The 21,891-nt window shown below is 59.2% G+C and carries 16 protein-coding genes; 13 read left to right on the plus strand and 3 right to left on the minus strand.

All coding sequences use genetic code 11. The features are described from left to right. Window positions 1–75 precede the first annotated feature (75 nt). Window positions 76–2,337, plus strand: a complete 2,262-nt coding sequence (locus tag CD932_RS18055; RefSeq protein WP_094444161.1) for a bifunctional diguanylate cyclase/phosphodiesterase — start codon at window positions 76–78, stop codon at window positions 2,335–2,337. Between the two features lie 63 nt (window positions 2,338–2,400). On the opposite strand, the gene CD932_RS18060 is transcribed toward CD932_RS18055, so the two are convergent. Together CD932_RS18060 and CD932_RS18065 are read right to left on the minus strand one after the other, a co-directional pair. Beyond that, window positions 2,401–2,847, minus strand: a complete 447-nt coding sequence (locus tag CD932_RS18060; RefSeq protein WP_065309015.1) for a CBS domain-containing protein — start codon at window positions 2,845–2,847, stop codon at window positions 2,401–2,403. Window positions 2,848–2,980: 133 nt separating this feature from the next. After that, window positions 2,981–3,586 carry a 2OG-Fe(II) oxygenase gene (locus CD932_RS18065; protein ID WP_094444162.1) on the minus strand — a complete coding sequence of 202 codons (606 nt, stop codon included), beginning with the start codon at window positions 3,584–3,586 and terminating at the stop codon, window positions 2,981–2,983. Between the two features lie 166 nt (window positions 3,587–3,752). On the opposite strand from CD932_RS18065, the gene CD932_RS18070 reads away from it, so the two are divergent. From CD932_RS18070 to CD932_RS18080, 3 genes are read left to right on the plus strand one after another with little or no spacing between them, the layout of a single operon-like run. Beyond that, window positions 3,753–5,063, plus strand: a complete 1,311-nt coding sequence (locus CD932_RS18070) for an O-acetylhomoserine aminocarboxypropyltransferase (RefSeq protein ID WP_094444163.1) — start codon at window positions 3,753–3,755, stop codon at window positions 5,061–5,063. A 1-nt stretch (window position 5,064) separates the two neighbouring features. Next, a complete protein-coding gene (locus CD932_RS18075; protein WP_094444164.1) occupies window positions 5,065–5,895 on the plus strand; it encodes an alpha/beta fold hydrolase in 831 nt (276 codons plus the stop codon). Further along, a complete protein-coding gene (locus CD932_RS18080; RefSeq protein WP_094444165.1) occupies window positions 5,892–7,877 on the plus strand; it encodes a WG repeat-containing protein in 1,986 nt (661 codons plus the stop codon). Before CD932_RS18075 ends, CD932_RS18080 begins: the two co-directional genes overlap by 4 nt. Window positions 7,878–7,892: 15 nt before the next feature. Here CD932_RS18080 and CD932_RS18085 read toward each other — a convergent pair whose 3' ends face one another. Beyond that, a complete protein-coding gene (locus CD932_RS18085) occupies window positions 7,893–9,281 on the minus strand; it encodes a YihY family inner membrane protein (RefSeq protein WP_094444166.1) in 1,389 nt (462 codons plus the stop codon). 68 nt (window positions 9,282–9,349) lie between these two features. Here CD932_RS18085 and wrbA point away from each other — a divergent pair, with 68 nt between their 5' ends. The 9 genes from wrbA (at window position 9,350) to CD932_RS28330 (ending at window position 21,878) form a co-directional block, all read left to right on the plus strand. Continuing rightward, window positions 9,350–9,958 (plus strand): NAD(P)H:quinone oxidoreductase, encoded by a 609-nt coding sequence (gene wrbA, locus CD932_RS18090; protein ID WP_094444469.1) that lies wholly within the window; start codon window positions 9,350–9,352, stop codon window positions 9,956–9,958. Next, entirely contained in the window at window positions 9,958–10,368 is a 411-nt protein-coding gene (locus CD932_RS18095; RefSeq protein ID WP_176461065.1) for a DUF2069 domain-containing protein, read from the plus strand. The genes wrbA and CD932_RS18095 overlap by 1 nt, the downstream gene beginning before the upstream one ends. Continuing rightward, window positions 10,365–11,780: an FAD-binding oxidoreductase gene (locus CD932_RS18100; protein ID WP_094444168.1), complete on the plus strand. Its 1,416-nt coding sequence runs from the start codon at window positions 10,365–10,367 to the stop codon at window positions 11,778–11,780. The genes CD932_RS18095 and CD932_RS18100 overlap by 4 nt, the downstream gene beginning before the upstream one ends. Beyond that, window positions 11,777–12,199 (plus strand): DUF4124 domain-containing protein, encoded by a 423-nt coding sequence (locus tag CD932_RS18105; protein WP_094444169.1) that lies wholly within the window; start codon window positions 11,777–11,779, stop codon window positions 12,197–12,199. The genes CD932_RS18100 and CD932_RS18105 overlap by 4 nt, the downstream gene beginning before the upstream one ends. Continuing rightward, window positions 12,187–14,796 (plus strand): FtsX-like permease family protein, encoded by a 2,610-nt coding sequence (locus CD932_RS18110; protein WP_094444170.1) that lies wholly within the window; start codon window positions 12,187–12,189, stop codon window positions 14,794–14,796. Before CD932_RS18105 ends, CD932_RS18110 begins: the two co-directional genes overlap by 13 nt. Continuing rightward, complete coding sequence (locus CD932_RS18115) at window positions 14,796–15,872, plus strand: lipocalin-like domain-containing protein (protein ID WP_094444171.1); 1,077 nt, start codon at window positions 14,796–14,798, stop codon at window positions 15,870–15,872. The genes CD932_RS18110 and CD932_RS18115 overlap by 1 nt, the downstream gene beginning before the upstream one ends. Window positions 15,873–15,910: 38 nt before the next feature. Further along, the gene (locus tag CD932_RS18120) at window positions 15,911–17,761 is read left to right on the plus strand and encodes an ABC transporter transmembrane domain-containing protein (RefSeq protein ID WP_094444172.1); all 1,851 of its coding nucleotides are present in this window, start codon (window positions 15,911–15,913) and stop codon (window positions 17,759–17,761) included. Between the two features lie 186 nt (window positions 17,762–17,947). Next, window positions 17,948–19,174: a hypothetical protein gene (locus CD932_RS28325; RefSeq protein ID WP_141213291.1), complete on the plus strand. Its 1,227-nt coding sequence runs from the start codon at window positions 17,948–17,950 to the stop codon at window positions 19,172–19,174. Further along, the gene (locus CD932_RS28330) at window positions 19,164–21,878 is read left to right on the plus strand and encodes a hypothetical protein (protein ID WP_141213292.1); all 2,715 of its coding nucleotides are present in this window, start codon (window positions 19,164–19,166) and stop codon (window positions 21,876–21,878) included. The genes CD932_RS28325 and CD932_RS28330 overlap by 11 nt, the downstream gene beginning before the upstream one ends. Window positions 21,879–21,891: the final 13 nt, after the last annotated feature.

Genomic DNA, 21,891 nt, shown 5'->3' on the forward strand with positions numbered 1-21,891 from the left:
GAGAGATATCCTGTTTGATGTCGTGCCCTACATCCCGATACGCCTGCCTCATTGCGCCCTGGAGAAGTAAACTACATGCCTGAACCGATCACTCCCCTTGATGCAGACAAGGACGATCACGACGACCTGGTATTCCTTGATGAGCAACCTGCCGCGCCGGCCAGCACCAGCGCGCGCAGTGTGTGGCGAGTGATGATCATCGACGATGACGAAGATGTCCATTCCACCACCACCTTTGCCCTCGGCAACCTGGAGATGCAGCACCGTCCGCTCGAGTTCGTGCACGCCTATTCGGCTGGCCAGGCGCGCGAGCTGCTCAAGCATGAACGCGATATCGCCGTCATCCTGCTCGACGTGGTGATGGAGCAGGACGACGCCGGCCTGCACCTGGTGCGCCATATCCGCGAAACGCTGAAAATGAGCGACGTGCGCATCATCCTGCGCACCGGCCAGCCCGGCTATGCGCCGGAAATCGACGCCATCCGCGATTTTGACATCAACGACTATAAAACCAAGTCCGAGCTGACCCGCATCAAGCTGTTTACCACCGTGACGGCGGCGATCCGCTCCTACGAACAGATTCGCTCGATCAGCAACAGCCGGCTCGGCCTGGACCGCATCGTGCACGCCAGCACCCAGCTGATGGCCTTGCACGGCGTGCAGAACTTTTCGGCCGGCGTGCTGGCGCAAGTAGCCGACCTGCTGCATCTGCGCGCCGACGGTGTGCTATGCACCCAGGAAATCAATGACCAGGGCAAGCGCAGCCTGCTCGTCTGCGCCCATGCGGGCTGCTTTTCCGGCGTGGCGCACGGCACCCTGTGCGGCATCGAGAACCCGCAGATCGTCGGCGCCATCGAACACGCGCTGGCGCAGCGGCGCAATGTCTACGCGCACGATCACGCCACCCTGTATTTCGCCGGCAAGTCCAGCCGCGACTCGGCCGCCTACCTGCTGCTGCCGCGCCCCTTGACAGCCATCGAGGAAAGCCTGCTCGAAGTGTTTTGCAGCAATGTCGCCGTTGGCCTCGACAATGTGGAACTGGTCAGCCACCTGCATAACGCGGCGTTTTATGACCAACTGTCAAAGTTGCCGAACCGCACGCGCCTGGTGGAAATCCTCGATGCAGCCCTGGCCGGTCCGGCCCGCGACGACGCCACGCTGTGCCTGGTCGACCTCGACCATTTTGCCGAAACCAATGATGCGCTGGGCCACAAGTTCGGCGACCTGCTGCTGGTCGCCGTGGCCGAGCGGCTGCAAACCCGGCTGGGCCCGCAACTGACGGTAGCGCGCCTGGGCGGCGATATCTTCTGCGTGCTCGGCGACGCCAGCGAGGTCAATCCGGCGCAGGTCCTGGCGCTGTTCCAGACCCCGTTCAGCATCGACGGCCAGGACGTGCAATTGTCGGCCACCCTGGGTCTGGTGCGCCTGGGCGAACATGCGGGCACCGGCGCCGATGCGCTGAAGGATGCCGATATCGCCCTGAAACGCGCCAAGACCCAGCAGCGCACCGGCCACTTCTATTTTTCGCGCAGCATGGGCATCGAGATCCGCGAGCGCGTGCGCATGATGCACGCGCTGCGCACCGGTTTTGCGCAGGGCCAGCTGTTTGTCGTCTACCAGCCGCAGATCGACCTGTCGACGCGCCGCCCGGTGGGCGCCGAAGCGCTGCTGCGCTGGCAGACGCCGGACGGCAAGTTCATCTCGCCCGACCGCTTCATTCCGATCGCCGAGTATTCAGGCATTATCATCGACCTCGGCGAATGGGTGCTGCGCACGGCCTGCCGCGAACTGGTGCGGCTGCGCGAACAGGGCAACCGCCATTTCGTCATGTCGGTCAATGTGTCACAGGTGCAGTTCCGCCATCCGCTGTTCCTCGACATGCTGCGCACGGCGCTGGAAGACACGCAGGCGCCGCCAGAATTCGTCGAACTGGAAATCACCGAATCGATGGCGATGGAAGAGCCTGACCTGCTGATCAAGATGCTGTGGCAGATCAAGCAGACGGGCGTGAGCATCGCCATCGACGACTTCGGCACCGGCTTTTCCTCGCTGTCCTATTTGCAGCGGCTGCAGGTGGACAGGCTGAAGATCGACCGCGCGTTCGTCACCGAAATCACCAACTCGGCGCGCGGCAGCAGCATCGCCGAAATGGTCATCCAGCTCGGCCGCAACCTGGGCCTGGCCGTGATCGCCGAAGGCGTGGAAGACGAGCGCCAGGCGCAGATTTTGCAGTCGCTGGGCTGCCCGATCGCCCAGGGATTTTTGTTCGCCCGGCCGATGACGGCCGATGCGCTGGTCAGTTGGCTCAGCAACGCGGCGCTGGAGGGTGTGGCCTGAAACCAGGACTTCCAAAGACAACGCCGGCGATGCCGGCGTTTTTCATACCGCGTTCAAGCGTGTTCAGTCCGGCGTTTCAGCCGGCCAGTCGCGGATATAGGCTTTGAGCATCTGGTTTTCAAAGCTTTGCGCTTCGAGCACGGCGCGCGCCACGTCATAGAAGGAAATGACGCCAAGCAAGGTCTTGGCGTTCATCACGGGCAGGTAGCGCGCGTGCTTTTCCAGCATGATGCGGCGCACTTCGTTCACTTCCGTATCGGGAGTCACGGTGATCGGGTGGTCGTCCATATGCTTGCGCACGGTGCCGCCGCCGATCTGGCCCGCGTTTTCGTGCAGGGCATTGAGCACCTCACGGAAAGTCAGCATGCCGACCAGGTCGCCAAATTCCATGACCACCAGCGAACCGATGTCTTTTTCCGCCATGGTGTTGGCCGCATCAAGCAAAGGCTGATCAGGCGTTACCGTATAGAGGATGTTGCCCTTGACTTGAAGAATTTCAGATACTTTCATAATGGCCGTCCTGTCCGCGTGAGTGGTATTGTAGTTGTTCTGAGCCCTGATTGGGACTGTAGCCTATGCCTGCCAAAAAATCCAGTCTTGCGGTCAATCAAATCCCACAGGAAAGCCTGGAACACCCACTTGCTTAGCCACGCCGGCGGAACCAGCCGGCCAGCGACAGGCGCTCGCGGGCGGTGGGCAGCACCTCGTGCAACATTTCGGCCGACAGGAACATCACCATGCGGCCCGCTTCGGGCAAGATATCGATGGGGCTTTCCCCCTCGGGATGCAGGCGCAGCGCGCCGCCCTGGCCAGGCAGCCAGCCGTCATTAAGGTACATCACCACCGACACCGTGCGCTGGTCGTCGTCGCGAAAACGGTCGAGGTGGGTGCAGTAAAAGGCGCCCGGCGCATACAGCGCGAAGTGGCTTTCGTACTCGTCCAGCCCCAGGAACAGTTCACGGTTCAGCCGTTGGCGCAACCCTTCCATCAAGCCAAGATACTGGTCGCAAGCCTCGGACTGCCCTTCTTCCAGCCAGGCGATGCTGTCGCTGCGGATGCTGCTGTGCACGCCGGGAGTGCGGCCGCTGCCGGTGCCGGCCGCCTTCATGCGCCCGTCGTGGCGCGCCTGCACGCATTGCGCCGCCAGCTGGCCGGCGAGTGCCGACGAAAGAAAGCCATCGTGCCGCGACCAGCCATGGCGGTGCAAATCATCGAACGACAGGTCGCATGCAGTGGGCGAAGTTAGCATGGGGGGGGCAACTCTTTTCTGGTGGAATGGTTGCAAGGGGCGGTGAAACCGCAGTCACAGATCGCGCACGTGGACATCCTACCATCCATGCACCCTGCACGGCCACTCTTCTATTGCCTGGCTAATCGGGTTACGATCTGGGCACGAAAATAATGACGGAGATATCATGAGCGGTCCGAAGTACCTCGGTTTCGATACGCTTTCCCTGCATGCGGGCGCCGCGCCCGATCCGGCCACCGGCGCGCGCGCCACGCCGATTCATTTCACGTCCTCGTTCGCCTTCAAGAGCTCGGACCACGCCGCCTCGCTGTTCAATATGGAGCGCGCCGGCCATGTCTATACACGCATATCGAATCCCACCAACGCCGTGCTCGAAGAGCGCATTGCCGCCCTCGAAGGCGGCGTGGCCGGCATCGCCACGGCCAGCGGCCAGGCTGCCATGCACCTGGGCCTGTGCACGATTGCCGGCGCCGGCTCGCACGTGGTCGCTTCGCGCGCCCTGTACGGCGGCTCGCACAACCTGCTCGCCTACACCCTGAAACGCTTCGGCATCGCCACCACCTTTGTCGATCCGCGCGATATCGACGCCTGGCGCGCCGCGATCCGGCCTGAAACGAAAGTGCTGTTCGCCGAAACGCTGGGCAACCCCGGCCTCGATGTGCTCAACATTCCACAAGTGGCAAGCCTGGCGCACGAACACCATCTGCCGCTGATGCTGGACTCGACCTTTACCACGCCCTACCTGCTCAAGCCTTTTGACCATGGCGCCGACCTGGTGTTCCACTCGGCCACCAAGTTTTTATGCGGTCACGGCACGGCCATCGGTGGCCTGCTGGTCGACGGCGGCACGTTTGACTGGCAAGCCGCCTACGACAAGACCGGCCGCTTTGCCGAGCTGTGCGAGCCGTATGACGGTTTTCACGGCATGGTGTTTGCCGAAGAATCGACCGTCGCGCCGTTCTCCCTGCGTGCGCGGCGCGAGGGCTTGCGCGATTTTGGCGCCGTGATGAGTCCGCATAATGCGTTTGCCGTGCTGCAAGGTATCGAAACCCTGGGCCTGCGCATGGACCGCCATGTGGCCAACACGCGCAAGGTCATCGATTTTCTATTGTCCAACCCGGCGGTGGAATCGGTGTCCTACCCCGAGCTGACCAGCCACCCCGACTACGAACTGGCCAAGACCCTGCTGCCCAAGGGCGCGGGCGCCGTGTTCACCTTCAACCTGCGCGGCGACCGCGCGGCCGGCCAGCGCTTCGTCGACAGCCTGAGCATTTTTTCTCACCTGGCCAATGTGGGCGACGCCAAGTCGCTGGTGATCCACCCCGCGTCCACCACCCACTTCCGCGTGCCCAACGAGCAGCTCGAGCAGGCCGGCATCAAGCAAGGCACCATGCGATTGTCGGTGGGGCTGGAAGACGCGGACGATCTGGTCGCGGACCTGGCGCGCGGCCTGAAACTGTCGCAGAAAGGCGCCTGAGATGATGTATAACGTCGACAACCACGCCGCCTGGTGCTACACGGGCGGCAAGGCCTTCAATCCCGGCCAGCCCACGGCCGTGTTTATCCACGGCGCGCAGAACGACCATTCGGTGTGGGCGCTGCAGACGCGCTACTTTGCCCACCACGGCTGGAACGTGCTGGCGGTCGACCTGCCCGGCCATGGCCGCAGCGGCGGCGATGCCAAAACCGGCGTGGAACAACTGGCGCGCTGGGTCCTGGCCGTGCTCGACGCGGCAGGCGTGGCGCAAGCGATGCTGGTCGGCCACAGCATGGGTTCATTGATCGCGCTGGAGGCGGCGTATCTGGCGCCCGAGCGCGTCAGCCAGCTGGCCATGCTGGGCGCCACTTACCCGATGACCGTCTCGCCGGCGCTGCTGGCAACGTCGAAAAACGACGAGCAGGCGGCAATCGACATGGTCAATATCTGGTCGCACTCGTCGATCGCGCAAAAGCCGTCGTTTCCCGGCCCCGGCTTTTACGCCATGGGCGGCGCGCGCCGGCTCAAGCAACGCATCGCGGCCATCAACCCGGACCACGTGTTCCATACCGATTTTTACGCCTGCAATGCCTACGCCAACGGCGAAGTCGCAGCCGCCGCCATTGCCTGCCCGACCCTGTTCCTGTTCGGCGCGCGCGACATGATGACGCCGCCGAAATCCACAAAATTGCTGACCTCCACCATCGCCCACGGCAAGGTGGTGCTGGTCGACTCCGGCCACGAACTGATGGCCGAGCAGCCCGACGCCGTGCTCGACACCCTGTACGCCTTTGCCGCCACCAAACCCGCTTTTTTAACGAAGACTTCATGATTTCCACCGCCGTCCTGTTCAGCACGCCCCATCTTCCCGATCACCCGGCTTTCGACATCGACGCCATCACCGGCCTGGCCGAATGGCGGCAAACCACGCCGATGCTGTTCAAGCTGCTGCTGGGCGACGCCGCACAGGCGTTCACCTGGCCGCTCTACGGCGATGGCGAAGAACGCGCGTGCGTGCTGGCCGCACCGATGGCGCAGGCGCGCGCCAGCTGGCAAGCCTTGTCGGCGCTGATGGCGCCGCCGCGCGACGCGCAAGCGATGGTCGCGCGCAGCGCCATCGCCAGCTTGCTGGCCGATGGCGAACAGTGGCTGGTGTTTGATTGCGTGCAGCTGATAGCCCACGATATTGGCACAGCCGAATTTGCAAACGAGCTGCAGGCGCTGGCCGACGAAGCGGCCAGCTTGCGGGCGGCCTTGCTGCGTGGCGACCAGGCCGCCCTGGGGACGCTGCTTGCCGCCAGCGCTGACGCTATCGGCTACTGGTGCTCTTCCGCTAGCGCCCACCTGGGCAATATAGAGGAGCGCGACATCGCCGAACTGCCCTTCCTGCATCGACTGCAGGTGCATGCCTGGGTCGAGCAAGCGCAGTGCTACGACGTGAGCGCGATCGACGACCCGGCGGTGCATGGGCTGGTCACGCCCTACGGCCGCTGGATCGTGCCGCTGGCCATGCAGGCGACCGAGCTGGGCACGCACGATGCTGAAAACGGCTGGCTGACCTACGAGGCGGCGTCGCCAGCGCTCTGGCAAGGCCTGCTGGACCTGAACGGCATGGTGGTGATGCCGCCGGCCCCCGGCAAGCTGTACCTCATCAGCCCGCATCTGGTGCTGCGGCTGCGGGAGCACGGCGCCAGCAGCATGCTGCACCTGCCCGATGGCGCGCTGGTGATGGAAGGCGTCGACAATACCTGCGAGCGCAACGATGGCTTGCTGGACTTTGAACGGCCCGGCAATGATGGCGGCGATCACAATGTGCACGGCGTGATGGATGAACATGGCGCCGTGGTGGTGCCACCGGTCTACAGCTCGGTACAGGACTTCGGCACCAGGAAGAAAATCGCCATCGTCAGCCAGCGCATCGCCGGCCGCTTCCTGTTCGGCCTGGTCAATATCCAGGGCGCGCCGCTGGCGCCCTGCCAGTACAGCTATATCGACAGCGCCACGACGTCCTCGCCGCCGAAGCTGCGCCAGCACCTGGTCTACGCCATCGACGCGCAGGGCCTGGCATGCATGCTGACCCTGGACGGCAAGCAGGCGTTTGCGCCAAAGTATGCCCCGGCCCACCATCTGCACGGCATCAGCGCGCAAAACGACTGCCTGTTCGTCGTCAAGGACGCGATGGTGTGGCGCATGGATTTTGCGGGTGAACTGCTGGTGCAGGTCGATACTGTGGACGGCTTCAAGGCCGACATCTCGGCGCAGCTGAACGCCGCCCTGGGTCTGGCGGCAGCACCGCAGGTAGAGCGCAACAGCTATACGCCCGGCCAGATCATCAAGCAGGCCGACCACGACCAGTTGCGCGCCATCGCCACCCTGCTGCTGCGGGGTGACGATCGATTGGCGCGGCGCTGCGTGGACCTCACGTTGGAAGAGCTGGAGCAAGACGACCCGGAAGAAGAATACGAAGGCGACACGCCGGAAGCGGCCTGTCTGTTCCTGCTATGGTCCACCGCTGCCGACGCGCTGGGCCATGGCACCACGCTGGACTGGAAATCGGTCGATGAAATCGCCGTCATCGGCCGGCATATCGCCGTGCCGGCCCTGCGGGACTTTACGTGGAACGGTGACGAAGATGGCGCCAGCATCAACGATGGTTTTGAGGCCATCGCGCACCATCTGGCGCCGCACGGATTAAAACTGGTCAATATGCACGACGGCGCTGACACGTATTGGCTGGCCGTGCTGCGCCAGCAGGACATGGCAGCGTTCCATGCCATCGCACGGCAGTCGGCAGTCAATCCGCTGGTCTACTGAACCATTTCCATTGATTCACTTGCAGCGCACTTCGCCAAAGTGCTTCGCCAGGCTCATGCCCAGGCCCTCTTCCACCGCGCCTTCGACCTGGGCCGCCAGGCGCGCCGCCTCTTCGGCCGCCTGCATGTCGCGCTCATCGGTGGAGCCGGCCGGGTAGCCGGAATTGACGCGCATGCCGCCAAACACGAACAGGCGGTAGACGTCGGCCAGGGTAATGCGGTTGACATTGCCCAGCAAGACCCAGTGGTCGGAACTGTCGGCGACGCGCTTGCCCCACTGCACCCGCACGGCCGCGTCCACGTTGACCCGCCCCACCCAGCCCTGCTCGACCATCTTGTCGAGCAATTTTTCCATTTCATCGAAGCCCAGGCGCGTGCGGCTGCGGATCTCGGCCGCGCCCACCAGCGCCGTATCGGCGCAGTGGCAGGCCTGGTGCAGCACTTTCAGGATCGCCACGGCGTCGACGAATTCGCTGCCGGGCGCCGCCTCGTACCACCAGCGCTCGTATTTCACGACCGGCAAGGCGGCCACCAGCAAGGCGCCCACCAGGGTGATCATCCAGCTCAGGTAAATCCAGACGAGGAACAGCGGCAGCGCGGCCAGCGCGCCGTAGATGCGCGAATAGGTGGGGAAATCCTGGATGAATTCGCCGAAGCCGCGCTTGGCCACCTCGAACGCCAGCGCGGCCAGCAAGCCGCCCCAGGCCGCGTCGCGCCAGTCGACGTCGCGGTTCGGCACTGTCATGTAAAGCAAGGTGAAGGCCAGCATGGTCAGGCCGATCGACACCAGCGTATAGAACACGGCGCCGAGGAAAAACACGTCGCCGACCAGGCCGCTGGTGGCCACGCTGGTGGCCATGAAGACGCGCGAGGTGACCGTCAGCGACACGCCGACCAGCAGCGGGCCCAGGGTGACGATGGCCCAGTACACCAGCAAGCGCCTGGTCCAGCGCCGTTCCTGGCGCACCCGCCAGATGCGGTTGAACACGCGCTCGATCAGATTCATCATCGCCACCGACGTAAAAATCAGCGCGCCGGCGCCAATCGCCGACAGGCGCGTCGCCTTCGAGGCAAACGTGGTCAGGTAGCCGAGGATGGTGTTCGAGATCGCCTTGGGCATCACGCTCTGGATAAAATAATCTTCCAGCGCATGGCGAAAAGTATTGAAGAGCGGAAAAGTCGTAAAAATGGCCAGCGCCAGCGTCAACAGTGGCACCAGCGCGAAGACGGTGGCGAAGGTCAGGCTGCCCGCCACTTGCGGCAGGCTTTCCTCGCGCACGCGGCGCCCGGCAAACTGCAGCAGGTCGCGCACTTCGGGCCACTTCACGCCGCGCATGACGGCGACGCCAAAGCGCAGCGTGCGCGACAGGTAGAGGAAGAAGGACTGTATATAGTTTGAAAACATGTAATCGAAATCAGAACGGCGCCATGATGGCTTCGTATCGGGCTGCAAAGCGCCCTATAATACCAATGATGAAGCCACCCAATCTGATTATTCTCGTCCTGTTCTACTCCCGCCATGGCGCCACGCGCCAATTGGCCGAACTGATCGCGCAAGGCGTGGAAAGCGTACCGGGCTGCGATGCCCGCTTGCGCACCGTGCCGGCCGTCTCCACCGTGGCCGAAGCGACCGCGCCCGAGGTGCCCGCGCATGGCGCGCCTTACGTCGAACTGGAAGACCTGCAGCAATGCGCGGGCCTGGCGCTCGGTTCGCCCACGCGCTTTGGCAATATGGCCGCCGCCATGAAGTATTTCTGGGACGGCACGGCCAGCGACTGGCTGGCCGGCAGCCTGGCCGGCAAGCCCGCCTGCGTGTTTACCTCCACCGGCAGCCTGCACGGCGGCCAGGAAGCGACCCTGCTGTCGATGATGATCCCGCTGTTTCACCATGGCATGCTGGTGATGGGCCTGCCCTACACCCACCCCGAACTGATGACCACCACCACCGGCGGCTCGCCCTACGGCGCCACGCACTGGTCCGGCATCGACGGCGACAAGGCCATCAGCGAGGATGAAAAGCGCCTGGCGCTGGCGCTGGGCCGCCGCCTGGCCGGCAACGCCGTCAAGCTTGCGGAGTCATGATGACGGGCGCGCTGCACAAGTGTTTCCACTGGGGCGCGATCGCCAGCCTGGCCACGCTCATCGTCTGGTGCGTGCTGTGGGAAACCGTGGTCGCGCCCCTGAAGCCGGGCGGCTCGTGGCTGGTCCTGAAAGCGCTGCCGCTGCTGATCCCGCTATATGGCGTGATCAAGCGCGACGTGTACACGCTGCAATGGTCGTCGATGGTGATCCTGCTGTATTTCACCGAAGGCGTGGTGCGCGGCTACAGCGACACCAATACCACGTCCGCCTTCATGGCCTGGGGCGAGGCCATCATCGTCGGCGTGTATTTTTTGTGCGCCGTGCTGTATTTGCGCCCGTACAAAAAAGCCGCCAAGCGCATGGCCAGGGAATTGCTGGAAAAAGTCAATAAGGTCAGTACCCGAAAATGAGCGATCAAACCAAGTTCCTCGACGCCTGCCGCACATTGCTGGGCGACACCTATGTGCTGACCGAGGCGCCTGACATGGCGCCATTCCTGACCGACTGGCGCGACCGCTTTACCGGCAAGGCGCTGGCCGTGCTGCGCCCCGCTACCGTGGAACAGGTCGCCGGGGTGCTGCGCGCCTGCAGCCAGTGGGCAATTCCCGTGGTGCCGCAAGGCGGCAATACGGGCCTGGTGCTGGGCAGCATACCCGACGCTTCAGGCACGGCCGTGGTGCTGTCGCTGGCGCGCCTGAACACGATCCGCCAGGTCGACGCCGTCAACCGCACCATCACGGTCGATGCCGGCTGCATCCTGCAAACCATCCAGGACGCGGCGACCAGGGCCGGTTGTCTGTTCCCGCTGTCGCTGGCGGCCGAAGGCAGTTGCACCATCGGCGGCAACCTGGCCACCAATGCGGGCGGCACCGCCGTGCTGCGCTATGGCAATACGCGTGAGCTGTGCCTGGGCCTGGAAGTGGTCACGCCGCAAGGCGAAATCTGGAGCGGCCTGCGCGGCCTGCGCAAGGACAATACCGGCTATGACTTGCGCGACCTGTATATCGGTGCCGAAGGCACACTGGGCGTGATCACGGGCGCCGTGATGAAACTCTATCCCCAGCCCAAGGCCTGCATCACGGCGCTGGCGGCGATGCCGTCCCCCGCGCACGCGCTGCGGCTATTGAGCCTGATGCAGGACCATTGCGGCGCCAGCCTGACGGCGTTCGAGCTGATGTCGACCTATTGTTTGCAACTGGTAGCCGAACAGTTCCCGCAACTGCCGCGCCCGTTTGCCGAATCGCATGGCCAGTATGTATTGCTGGAATTGTCCAGCAGCCAGTCCGAAGCGCACGCCATCGAATTGCTGGAAGCGAGCATCGCCGCGGCGCTGGAACAAGCATTGATAGACGACGCCGTACTCGCCAGTTCGGTGGCGCAATCGGCAGCCTTGTGGCAGCTGCGCGAACATATTCCGCTGGCCCAGGCGCAGGCCGGCAAGAATATCAAGCACGATATCTCGCTGCCGATTTCCGTCATTGCCGACTTTATCGCCACGACCGACGTGGCTTTGGCAACGGCGTTTCCCGGCTGCCAGCTGGTGTGCTTCGGCCACCTTGGCGACGGCAACCTGCATTACAACGTGGCGCCGCCAGCGGGCATGACGGACACGATTTTTCTCTCCAACCAGGATGCCATCAACCGCATCGTGCATGACCAGGTCCACGCGTTTGGCGGCTCCATTTCGGCCGAGCACGGCATCGGTGCGCTGAAAAAAGCCGATCTGGCCCACTACAAATCGCCGATGGAACTGCAGCTGATGCGCGCCATCAAACAGGCGCTGGATCCGCAGAACATCATGAATCCGGGGAAGATATTGTGAAAGCGATCATTGCCCTCATGCTGTGCGCAGCAGCTGGCGCCGCCAGCGCGCAGACCGTCTACAAATGCGTGCAGAACGGCCAGACCAGCTACAGCGAAACGCCGTGCACGGCTGGCCAGTTGCAGATCATCGACGTGCCACCAGCGCCGCCCGTACTCGACAAGGGCGCCGCCACGCGCCAGCAACGTGTCGCCAGCCAGCTCGAGTCCATGCGCAAGCAGCGCGAAGCGCGCGAGGACCAGGCCCGGGCCCGTGGCGCCCAACAGGGCGCAGCGCATGAAAAACGCTGTGCCCAGCTGCGCCTGGAGCAGCAATGGGCGGCGCAGGACGCCGTCGGCGCCGGTGACAAAAATCGCGATGCGGCGCAGACCAGAGTGCGCCGCGCCGGTGAGAAACTCGCCATCGAATGCCTCCATTGAGCATCCCGGCCAGCGGGCCGGCCAGCGCTTTCGCCGCCCGCCGCCTGCTGTCGCGCTGGCTGCTGCTCGGCGAATGGCGCGCCCACCCGGTGCGCGCGCTGGTCGCCATCCTGGCCATTACCATCGGCGTGTCGCTCGGCTTTGCCATCCACCTGATCAACGCCGCCGCTTTTAACGAATTTTCCAGCGCCGTCAAAAGTCTGTCCGGCCAGGCCGACGTGCAGGTGGCCGGGCGCGAAGCGCTGTTCGATGAAAGCATCTACCCGCAACTGGCGCAGCGCGATGGCGTGGCCGTCGCCTCGCCGGTGCTGGACCTGCAGGTCGGCGTCGTCAATGGCCCCGACAAGAGCGGCGAGCCGCTGCATGTGCTGGCCTTCGACGTGTTTCGCGTCGGCTTTATCTCGCCCGACCTGATCGGCGCGCCAGCCGACAGCCAGCCTTTCGACACCCTGGCCGATGATGCGATCTTCCTGTCGCCGGCGGCGCTGCGCTGGCTCCAGCTCGCCGAAGGCGGCAAGCTGGACCTGCGCGCCGGCACCGGCAGCGTCTCGCTGCGCGTGGCGGGCTCACTGCAAGGGTCGCGCGCCGGCCAGCGCCTGGCCGTGATGGATATCGGCGCCGCCCAGTGGCGCTTCGGCAAGCTGGGGCAGTTATCGCGCATCGACCTGAAACTGCGCAGTGGCGTCAACCGCGACGCCTTCCAGGCGGCGTTGGCGCGCGAGCTGGAAGCGCGGTATCCGGGCCGTTTCCGGGTCAGCCAGCCGAACGACGAAAACCAGAACAGCCGTAACAATAACCTGAGCCGCGCTTACCGGGTCAACCTGACGGTGCTGGCGCTGGTGGCCCTGTTTACCGGCGCCTTTCTGGTGTTTTCCACCCAGGCCTTGTCGGTGATACGCCGCCGCAGCCAGTTTGCGCTGCTGCGCGTGCTGGGCATGGAACGCGCAAGCCTGCTGCGCCAGGTGCTGCTCGAAGGCGCCAGTGTCGGCGTGGTCGGCTCGGCCCTGGGCATCGCCTGCGGTTACGCGCTGGCGGCGGTGGCGCTGCGCTTTTTCGGCGGCGACCTGGGCGCCGGCTATTTCGCGGGCGTGCAACCGGAAGTGCAGTTCGCGCCCGTCGCCGCGTTTGTGTATTTTGCGCTGGGGCTGGGCGTGGCCCTGCTCGGCTGCGCCGCACCCGCGCTCGAAGCGGCGCGCGCGGCGCCCGCCATCGCCCTGAAATCGGGTAGCGAAGAAGCGGTCACCACGCGCCTGGCCAAAACCTGGCCTGCGCTCGCTTGCCTGCTGCTGGCCGGTGTGTTGAGCCAGCTGCCGCCCGTATTCGAGCTGCCTTTGTTCGGTTATCTGTCGATCGCGCTGCTGCTGATCGGCGCCATTGCGCTGATGCCGCAACTGGCGGCGCTGGTGTTTCGTTTTCTCAACCGCACCTGGCTGCGCACGGCCGCAAGCAGCCGTTCACCGGTTATCAGCCTGACCCTGGCGCGGCTGGCCAACGCATCGGGCCAGGCCGGCATCGCTTTGGGGGGCGTGCTGTCGAGCTTTAGCCTGATGGTGGCGATGGCCATCATGGTGTCGAGCTTTCGCGTCTCGGTCGACGACTGGCTGCTGCAGGTGCTGCCGGCCGACCTCTATGCGCGCACGGCCGCCGCTGGCAGCACCGCCGGGATGACTCGGCGCGAGCAGACCCTGATCGCCGCCCTGCCCGGCGTGGCCAGGGTGGATTTCCAGCGCCTGCGCAGCATGTCGCTGGCGCCCGACCGGCCCAATGTGGTGCTGATCGCGCGCCCCATCAACTTGCAGGACCCGGGCAAGAGCCTGGTGCTGGTCGGCGACAGCCTGCCGGTTCCCGCTGGCGCCAAACCCGTGTGGCTGTCCGAGGCGGCCGCCGACCTGTACAACCGCAAGCCGGGCCAGGATATCTCCCTGCCGCTGGCCGGCGGCCTGCACCCCTTCTTTGTCGCCGGCATCTGGCGCGACTATGCGCGTTCCAGTGGTGCTATCCAGATGTCGCTCTACGCCTACCGCGCCATCACGCGCGACATGGATGTCAGCGACGCGGCCATCTGGCTGGCCAAGGATGTTTCGGCCGGCACCTTGAAAGAGACATTGAAAACCCTGCCCTTTGGCGACAGCCTGGAAGTGTGGGAGCCGTCGGCGATCCGGGCGCTCAGCCTGCAGATTTTTGACCGCAGCTTTGCCGTCACCTATCTGCTCGAAGCCATTGCCATCGTGATTGGCCTGTTTGGCGTGGCGGCCACCTTTTCCGCGCAAACGCTGGCGCGCGCGCGCGAGTTCGGCATGCTGCGCCATGTGGGCGTCACGCGCGGGCAGATTCTCGGCATCCTGGCGTGCGAAGGCGGCGCGCTGACCGCACTGGGCATCGCCACCGGTTTTGTGCTTGGGCTGTTGATCAGCTTTGTGCTGGTGTTTGTCGTCAATCCGCAATCGTTCCACTGGACCATGCAGCTGCACCTGCCCTGGCCCTTGATCGCCACCGTCGCCGGCGCGCTGCTGACGGCTGCCGCCGCCACGGCGCTGGTCTCCGGCCGCCAGGCGCTGTCCGGTGGCCCCATCCGCGCCGTCAGGGAGGACTGGTAATGCGCCGTTCAGTTTTATTATTCGTGGCGCTGGCACTGCCTGCCTTGGCCGCGCCGCCGGTCTTCGCCCCCGTCACGCCGCTGCCAAGCGGCCAGTCCTTGCAGTTGCCGCACGACTTCGGCGCCCATCCGGCCTACAAGACCGAATGGTGGTACGCCACCGGCTGGGTCAGGACGGCCGGCGGCGAGCAGCTGGGCTACCAGGTGACCTTCTTTCGCAGCGCCACCAGCGCCGATGCCGACAACCCCAGCGCGTTCGCGCCCAGGCAGCTGATCATCGGCCACGCTGCCTTGTCGGACCCGAAAGTGGGCAAGCTGCTGCACGATGAAAAAAGCGCGCGCGAGGGCTTCGGCCTGGCCTGGGCCAAGGTCGGCGATACCGACGTCAAACTCGACGACTGGCGCATGCGGCGCGAGCCGGACGGCAGCTACCGGGTCAGCCTGGCGGCGCGCGAGTTCAATCTGCAGCTGCGCCTGACGCCCACCCAAAGCGTGCTGCTGCAGGGTGAAAACGGCTTTTCGCGCAAGGGACCGGGCCCAAGCCAGGCCAGCTATTACTACAGCGTGCCGCAGCTCGCCACCAGTGGCACCATTGCCCGCGCGGGCGGCAAGAGCGAGGCGGTGACCGGCGCCACCTGGCTGGACCATGAATGGTCGAGCCAGGTGCTGGACGCGAACGCCAGCGGCTGGAACTGGCTCGGCGCCAACCTCGATGACGGCGGCGCCCTGATGGCCTTCCAGATCCGCAGCAAGACAGGTGCTAAACTGTGGGCCCATGCCAGCTGGCGCGACAAGCAGGGCAAGGTAACGCAGTTCGCGCCAGGCGAGGTCGATTTCACGCCCACGCAACTGTGGCGCTCGCCGCGCACCAGGGCCGAATACCCGGTCGCCATCGAAATCCGCACCGGCAGCACGCGCTGGCAGGTCACGCCGCTGCAGGCGGACCAGGAACTCGATTCGCGCCGCTCCACCGGCGCCGTCTACTGGGAAGGCGCGGTAACGGTGAAGCGCGACGGCCAGCCGGCCGGTCGCGCCTACCTGGAAATGACCGGCTATGTGGCGCCGATGAAGCTGTAAAACTGTAGTACCGGACATGTAAATCAAAGCGAAAACCCATGACAACCAGCACCGAAGCAACGAAAACCATCAGCAATACCGCACCCGCCGATACCGGCAGCAGCCGCGAATTGAAAAAAGGCAGCCTGGCCGCCTTCAAGGGCCTGATGCCCTTCCTCACGCCCTACCGCAAGCAGTTCATGCTGGCCGGCATCGCGCTGGTGGTGGCGGCGGCCTCCACCCTGGCCATACCCGCCGCCTTCAAGCAGATGATCGACCTGGGTTTCGGCGGCGCGGCCGGTTCGACCAGCATCAAGCATGTCGACCTGGTGTTCCTGGCGCTGTTCGGCGTGGCCTCGGTGCTGGCGCTGGCCACGGCCGCGCGCTTTTATACCGTGTCGTGGCTGGGCGAACGGGTCACGGCCGATATCCGCAGCGCCGTGTACCGCCATGTGGTCACGCAAAGCCCGGAATTTTTTGAAACCACGCAGACCGGCGAGGTCCTGTCGCGCATCACCACCGACACCACCCTGATCCAGGCCGTGGTCGGCACCAGCATCTCGATGGCGCTGCGCAATGTGCTGCTGTTCCTCGGCGGCCTGGTGATGCTGTTCGTCACCAGCGCCAAGCTGGCCGGCATCATCATCGGCCTGTTGATCCTGGTGGTGGTGCCGATCATCGTGTTCGGCCGCAAGGTACGCAAGCTCTCGCGCGATTCGCAGGACCGCATCGCCGACGCCTCGGCCATGGCCGGCGAAATCCTCAACGCCATGCCGACCGTGCAGGCCTTTACGCACGAACACATCGAATCGAAGCGCTTTGGCGACTCGGTCGAAGGCGCTTTCATGACGGCCATGCGCCGCATCCGCGCCCGCGCCCTGTTGACCATGATCGCCATTTTGCTGGTGTTCGGCGCCATCGTCTTCGTGCTGTGGCTCGGTGCGCGCGCCGTGCTCGACGGCTCGATGACAGGCGGCGACCTGGGCCAGTTCATCCTGTACGCGTCCATCGTGGCCGGCGCCATCGGTGCCTTGTCAGAAGTGATGGGCGAAGCCCAGCGCGCGGCCGGCGCCACCGAGCGCCTGCTGGAGTTGATGGCCGTCAAATCGGAAATCGAATCGCCCGTCACGCCACTGGCCCTGCCCACGCGCGCCGCCAATGGCGCGGCGCTGAGCCTCGATAACCTGATGTTTTCCTATCCCTCGCGCCCGGACACGGCCGCACTCGACCATGTGAGCCTCGATATCCGCGCCGGCGAAACCGTCGCCGTCGTCGGTCCTTCCGGCGCCGGCAAGACCACCCTGTTCCAGCTGTTCCTGCGTTTTTATGATCCGCAAAGCGGCAGCATTCGCCTCGACGGCGTCGAAATCAAGCAGCTGGACCTGCACACCCTGCGCGACGCGATCGGCATCGTGCCGCAAGATACGGTGATTTTTTCAAACGACGCGATGGAAAACATCCGCTATGGCCGCGCCAACGCCAGCGACGAGGAAGTCATCGCGGCGGCCAAAATGGCGGCCGCCCACGAATTCATCGAGCGCCTGCCGAACGGCTACAAATCGTTCCTGGGCGAGCGCGGCGTGCGCCTGTCCGGCGGCCAGCGCCAGCGCATCGCCATTGCGCGCGCCCTGCTGAAAAACCCGCCGCTGCTGCTGCTCGACGAAGCGACCAGCGCGCTCGACGCCGAATCGGAACGCCTGGTGCAAAAGGCCCTGGAAGCGGCGATGGTCGGGCGCACCACCGTCATTATCGCCCACCGCCTGGCGACCGTGCAGCGTGCCGACCGCATTATCGTCATGGAAGACGGCAAGATCGTCGAGACCGGCACGCATGCTACGCTGGTGGCCCTCGGTGGCATCTACGCCAACCTGGCCGCGCTGCAGTTCCATGCCGGGGTTACCGTTACCTAATATTTCGTCGCCTATGTTTATCTTTATATTCAAAAAACAGATTTTAAAAAATTGACATAAATATGCCAACCACAAATAAAATATTTAATAAATAAAAAATATAAATTTAATTAATTAAATAAATAAAACCATACGAGTTTATAAAACGTGTCAATCCCTTTTGAAATGAATAGCTTGCAATGGCACATGCAACGTGATAGCCGTTCATTACGACTATTTACTGTTGAACCTCACGCTTATGAACCCGAGAAACATAGCGCCATATTATTTAGCATAGTAACCAGGCTAAAAAGCAACACAGAAGAATCTTATGGTACTAAAGTCAATATATTACCAGCCAGTTCATTTGATTTACTCGTTTTTCCTGAGGTTTTTCTTTGCAGTGCAGATTTGATTACTTTAGTAAATTCCTTAAGGTCTGCAGGCCCCACAGGATGCATACATACCGGAATTCGGCCTGATTCTAGCGAACGTTTTCTCTTTGCTCGCGACGAGGTATTGAAACTATCCGAAGATCTCATTAAAGCTGGTGCTCGTCCTGACGACTTATGCAGATTTAGCAACTGGCTTATTAACCAAAAGAAGAATACTCATTTCAACCTAGGTGCGGTAATAGCTGTGGATGTTGATAGCAAAGTAAGAATCACTCTTCATCCGAAAGTCCTTCGCTCAAAATTTGAGCTAAGTGCTTTTCCCGATTCCAATATGACTGAAGCGAAATTTCTGACACTCATTACACTTATACCTTCCGAGCCATCACTATTACCTATTACTCTCCAGCCATTACTTTGTTCCGATGCATTAATTCATGATACGGATTACCCAGGAACTCGCCCTATTGATGCAATAAGCCGTTATGGAAATAGTTTTAACAATACCATTCCGGATCACATTGATATTATCTCCTTAGCTACATGCTCGCCTCATACTCCTTCCAAAGATTTTCCACTATGGCATATTGATTTCCGTGAAGGATTTTTGCGAATGGCGAAACACGATAACAATTTAAGACATCGACATGCCATAATCGTAATGGCTAACTTTTTGCAAATTCCTGATAATCCAAGATTTGGTGGATTATCAGGAGCTTTTTTACCAATACCCCTTCACATTAATCGGCAACCAAAATCAGTAGTAGCATGTCAATATGCAACAGCAGAAAACTCTCACGATCCTGCCTGGCATATCAACGATGTTGTAGTTTCTAAAAAACTTGCTCATATGATTTGCTTAAAATACCCTAAAATTCTGAATAGTTCGACTGTGACCTTGCTTGGATTTGACTTACATCGAGTGCTAAAAGAGGCAAACCACTATAATCCTTCGCACGGTTTATTGAATTACGAGATTCTCGTAGGCACTACACAACCTGACGGCACCATTTATTTTCATGAGATTACCAATGATATCTAATATATCAAGCCCCTTACGCGCCGCCCATTTTTCAAAAAATTGGGAAGGATGGGCTTGCCTACAACATTTTCTTCCTGTGGTTCTGCTGCGAGAGTTTATGGCAGAAATGGTTATTAGTATCTCAAAGGGAGATTTTCAATTTTCAGACTTATTTGAGGACCAAGAGCTTAGCAGTCATATCACGCTAGGAAGTTGGATTATTCAGCCGAAATTAGTAAATGATAACCTTGCCTGCCAACTTCAAAATCAAATTCGTGGAATTACATGGATGAATGATGGCTTAATAAACTTGCACCCTAATGAAAATTATAACAAAGGCGTAATATCACTCCAAACCGCACTCCAGTTCGGGCAAATGGATCTATCTTCAGATTCAGAAACCATCAAAAACAGATTAATCAATTGCACTCAGCCAACATTTTATCTTATTGCAAATGCAATTTTATCATTAATAGAAGCCTCACCAAAATTTCGTGAGGAAGACCCATATAAAATAATAAAAAAATATATTATAGCTTTACCTGAACCACTAAATATTGTTTTAATAAAGCACTTAGCAGACCTTCTTGCTGACTCAGACCATTGGAACGGAGCTCAAATTCTTTATAAAAATTGCATTACATTAATTGAGCATTTAAGTATTGAATGGAGTTTCATTAAAGACTCGCTTAAAGAATTGACACTTCAGTCCATTGCATCAACAGTTTATGTGATAGATGGACCAAATAAATCGGCAAAAATTTTAGAAAAAAACCTAAAAGATAAAAGCTTTAGTGAAAATACACTTAGCATATGCAATTCTGCGACAGACCTTCTAGTAGCTGACTATAAAAAAATACCTCAAAACCTTAGCCACGATTTACGTCCAACTAACATTTCTCCTCCTTTACTAATAGACTCTCACGATGCAGCCTATGCGGTACGTGCCGACATTGAAGGTAAAACTGATCTAGCTCACAGAACTTTTTGGGCAACATTAAGGCGTCAATATGCCCTTGGAGCTTCATCTGAACGAAAAGTAACTCAAAATTTGTATGCTCGGAGTTTATTTAAAGCTACAGAAAAAAATCAAACCTTTAATTCATTTAATTTAGCCGCATTTCTTTTACTATACTCAGGCGACTTCTCTGCAGTTTCACATATAGACTGGAAAGAGGAAATTATCAATCGCTTCATCAATATCGAATTGATAGAAAGTTTAATTACTAAGCAAGTTGCATATCCTGGCTCATCAGTTGAAAGAGGACGTGTATTAGTAGCCCTGTTTGAACAATGGCTATTAAAAATAAATATTGAACAAACTGATCTTGCGATGAGAATGATTTCGTATATTTCAACACTAGCAAAATTAAATAAATCATCTCAATATTCATGGACTGATCTTTTAAATCCATGTATCGCAACATTAAAAAAAATAGCAAAATATCGCCCAGAATTTAGCAAATTATCAAAAGACGTTATTTGCGAAATGGCTTTATATATTTTAAAAAATTCTAAAGATCAATACTGGACTGCCATATCCGGAATATTAGAACTTTCGTATATTCACATGAATCATTTTAATCAAGAACAACAATGGCTAATATTAAAATCAACGATTAAAATTTTAAATAACGGTGTAACCACTGCATGGCCAATTGTTGATCCGGCACTGGCAATATTATACTCAGAAGCTTCATATCAAGCTTGCGTCGAAAATAAAGCACTAGGCAGCAACATTATCAACACCATAATTCAATATGGTATGAATAGGGAACGTGAACAAGCACAATTTTTGGCAAATTTTCAACATTTCCCCCCAGATTTATTAGATGTGGATATGGTTAAGTTGAAATTAGAAAATATTATTGAATCTGTAGTTTCTGGCGCCAAGTCTAACTCATCAAATTCGGTAAGCAAAATACAAGCACTTATACTAGTGCCAGAATTAATCGGAGAACGACGTCTCGCAATAGCCACAGAAGAAATCAACAACTTACTATTACAGACGATTACTCCACCTCACAGATATTTTATGGCAGATTTATTTAAGCCAATACGAACGCTTGCGTATCAAATAAAGCAAAAAAAAATATTTAACCTTCGCGAAATTAAAACATCCACAGATTTAATATTTTTAAATATGGAATATATTTGGTCTATTGCCACAAAGCTTCCTCATATAATGACCTCGTTTAGTATCCCCCCACAGCCTAATGCTGACAGTGCGATTGTTCATAACTGGGCATTAGCCACTCTGGAGTTAGGCAGTGCAATTCATAAAGAAGAAAAAAGTGTAAATATTCTTCAAAAAGCGAAAGATAAATCAGCACACTTATCTATTGGCATCGGAATGGCATTTGGAACTTTAACGGCGGGCCGATCAATTGATGAACCAGAAAAAATAAATATTCCTTCGGTACTTTCCGATACGAAAGATATGTTTTATGCAAATTTAGGACGTTATCTTATAGTTATGGAAAATTTAAAAAATCAGATAACTCAGCAAACTCAAATATTGGACTCTTTACTGATTCAAACTTTTAAATTTGGACCGCGCCAAGCTGATATAGCGATACTTTTAGCAAGTATTCACTATAAAATAAATTTACAAGACAAAGAAAACCTTTTTATAGAATATAAACAGCGCTCGCTTTCTGATGCATCGATACGAGGCTTGCTTCAACCTGTATTAGAGCAAATTCATTTACAAGTTCGGCCGTAAAAATAAGCAATAT

It is taken from the genome of Janthinobacterium sp. PC23-8, assembly GCF_002250505.1.
Taxonomy (GTDB): Bacteria; Pseudomonadota; Gammaproteobacteria; order Burkholderiales; family Burkholderiaceae_D; genus Janthinobacterium.

Coding starts and splice junctions, on each gene's coding strand:
- CD932_RS18055 (WP_094444161.1), top strand. CDS start 76: ATGCCTGAACCGATCACTCCCCTTGATGCAGACAAGGACGATCACGAC.
- wrbA (WP_094444469.1), top strand. CDS start 9,350: ATGAAGCCACCCAATCTGATTATTCTCGTCCTGTTCTACTCCCGCCAT.
- CD932_RS18120 (WP_094444172.1), top strand. CDS start 15,911: ATGACAACCAGCACCGAAGCAACGAAAACCATCAGCAATACCGCACCC.
- CD932_RS18095 (WP_176461065.1), top strand. CDS start 9,958: ATGACGGGCGCGCTGCACAAGTGTTTCCACTGGGGCGCGATCGCCAGC.
- CD932_RS18075 (WP_094444164.1), top strand. CDS start 5,065: ATGATGTATAACGTCGACAACCACGCCGCCTGGTGCTACACGGGCGGC.
- CD932_RS18070 (WP_094444163.1), top strand. CDS start 3,753: ATGAGCGGTCCGAAGTACCTCGGTTTCGATACGCTTTCCCTGCATGCG.
- CD932_RS18085 (WP_094444166.1), bottom strand. CDS start 9,281: ATGTTTTCAAACTATATACAGTCCTTCTTCCTCTACCTGTCGCGCACG.
- CD932_RS18065 (WP_094444162.1), bottom strand. CDS start 3,586: ATGCTAACTTCGCCCACTGCATGCGACCTGTCGTTCGATGATTTGCAC.
- CD932_RS18100 (WP_094444168.1), top strand. CDS start 10,365: ATGAGCGATCAAACCAAGTTCCTCGACGCCTGCCGCACATTGCTGGGC.
- CD932_RS28330 (WP_141213292.1), top strand. CDS start 19,164: ATGATATCTAATATATCAAGCCCCTTACGCGCCGCCCATTTTTCAAAA.
- CD932_RS18115 (WP_094444171.1), top strand. CDS start 14,796: ATGCGCCGTTCAGTTTTATTATTCGTGGCGCTGGCACTGCCTGCCTTG.
- CD932_RS18080 (WP_094444165.1), top strand. CDS start 5,892: ATGATTTCCACCGCCGTCCTGTTCAGCACGCCCCATCTTCCCGATCAC.
- CD932_RS18060 (WP_065309015.1), bottom strand. CDS start 2,847: ATGAAAGTATCTGAAATTCTTCAAGTCAAGGGCAACATCCTCTATACG.
- CD932_RS28325 (WP_141213291.1), top strand. CDS start 17,948: ATGCAACGTGATAGCCGTTCATTACGACTATTTACTGTTGAACCTCAC.
- CD932_RS18110 (WP_094444170.1), top strand. CDS start 12,187: ATGCCTCCATTGAGCATCCCGGCCAGCGGGCCGGCCAGCGCTTTCGCC.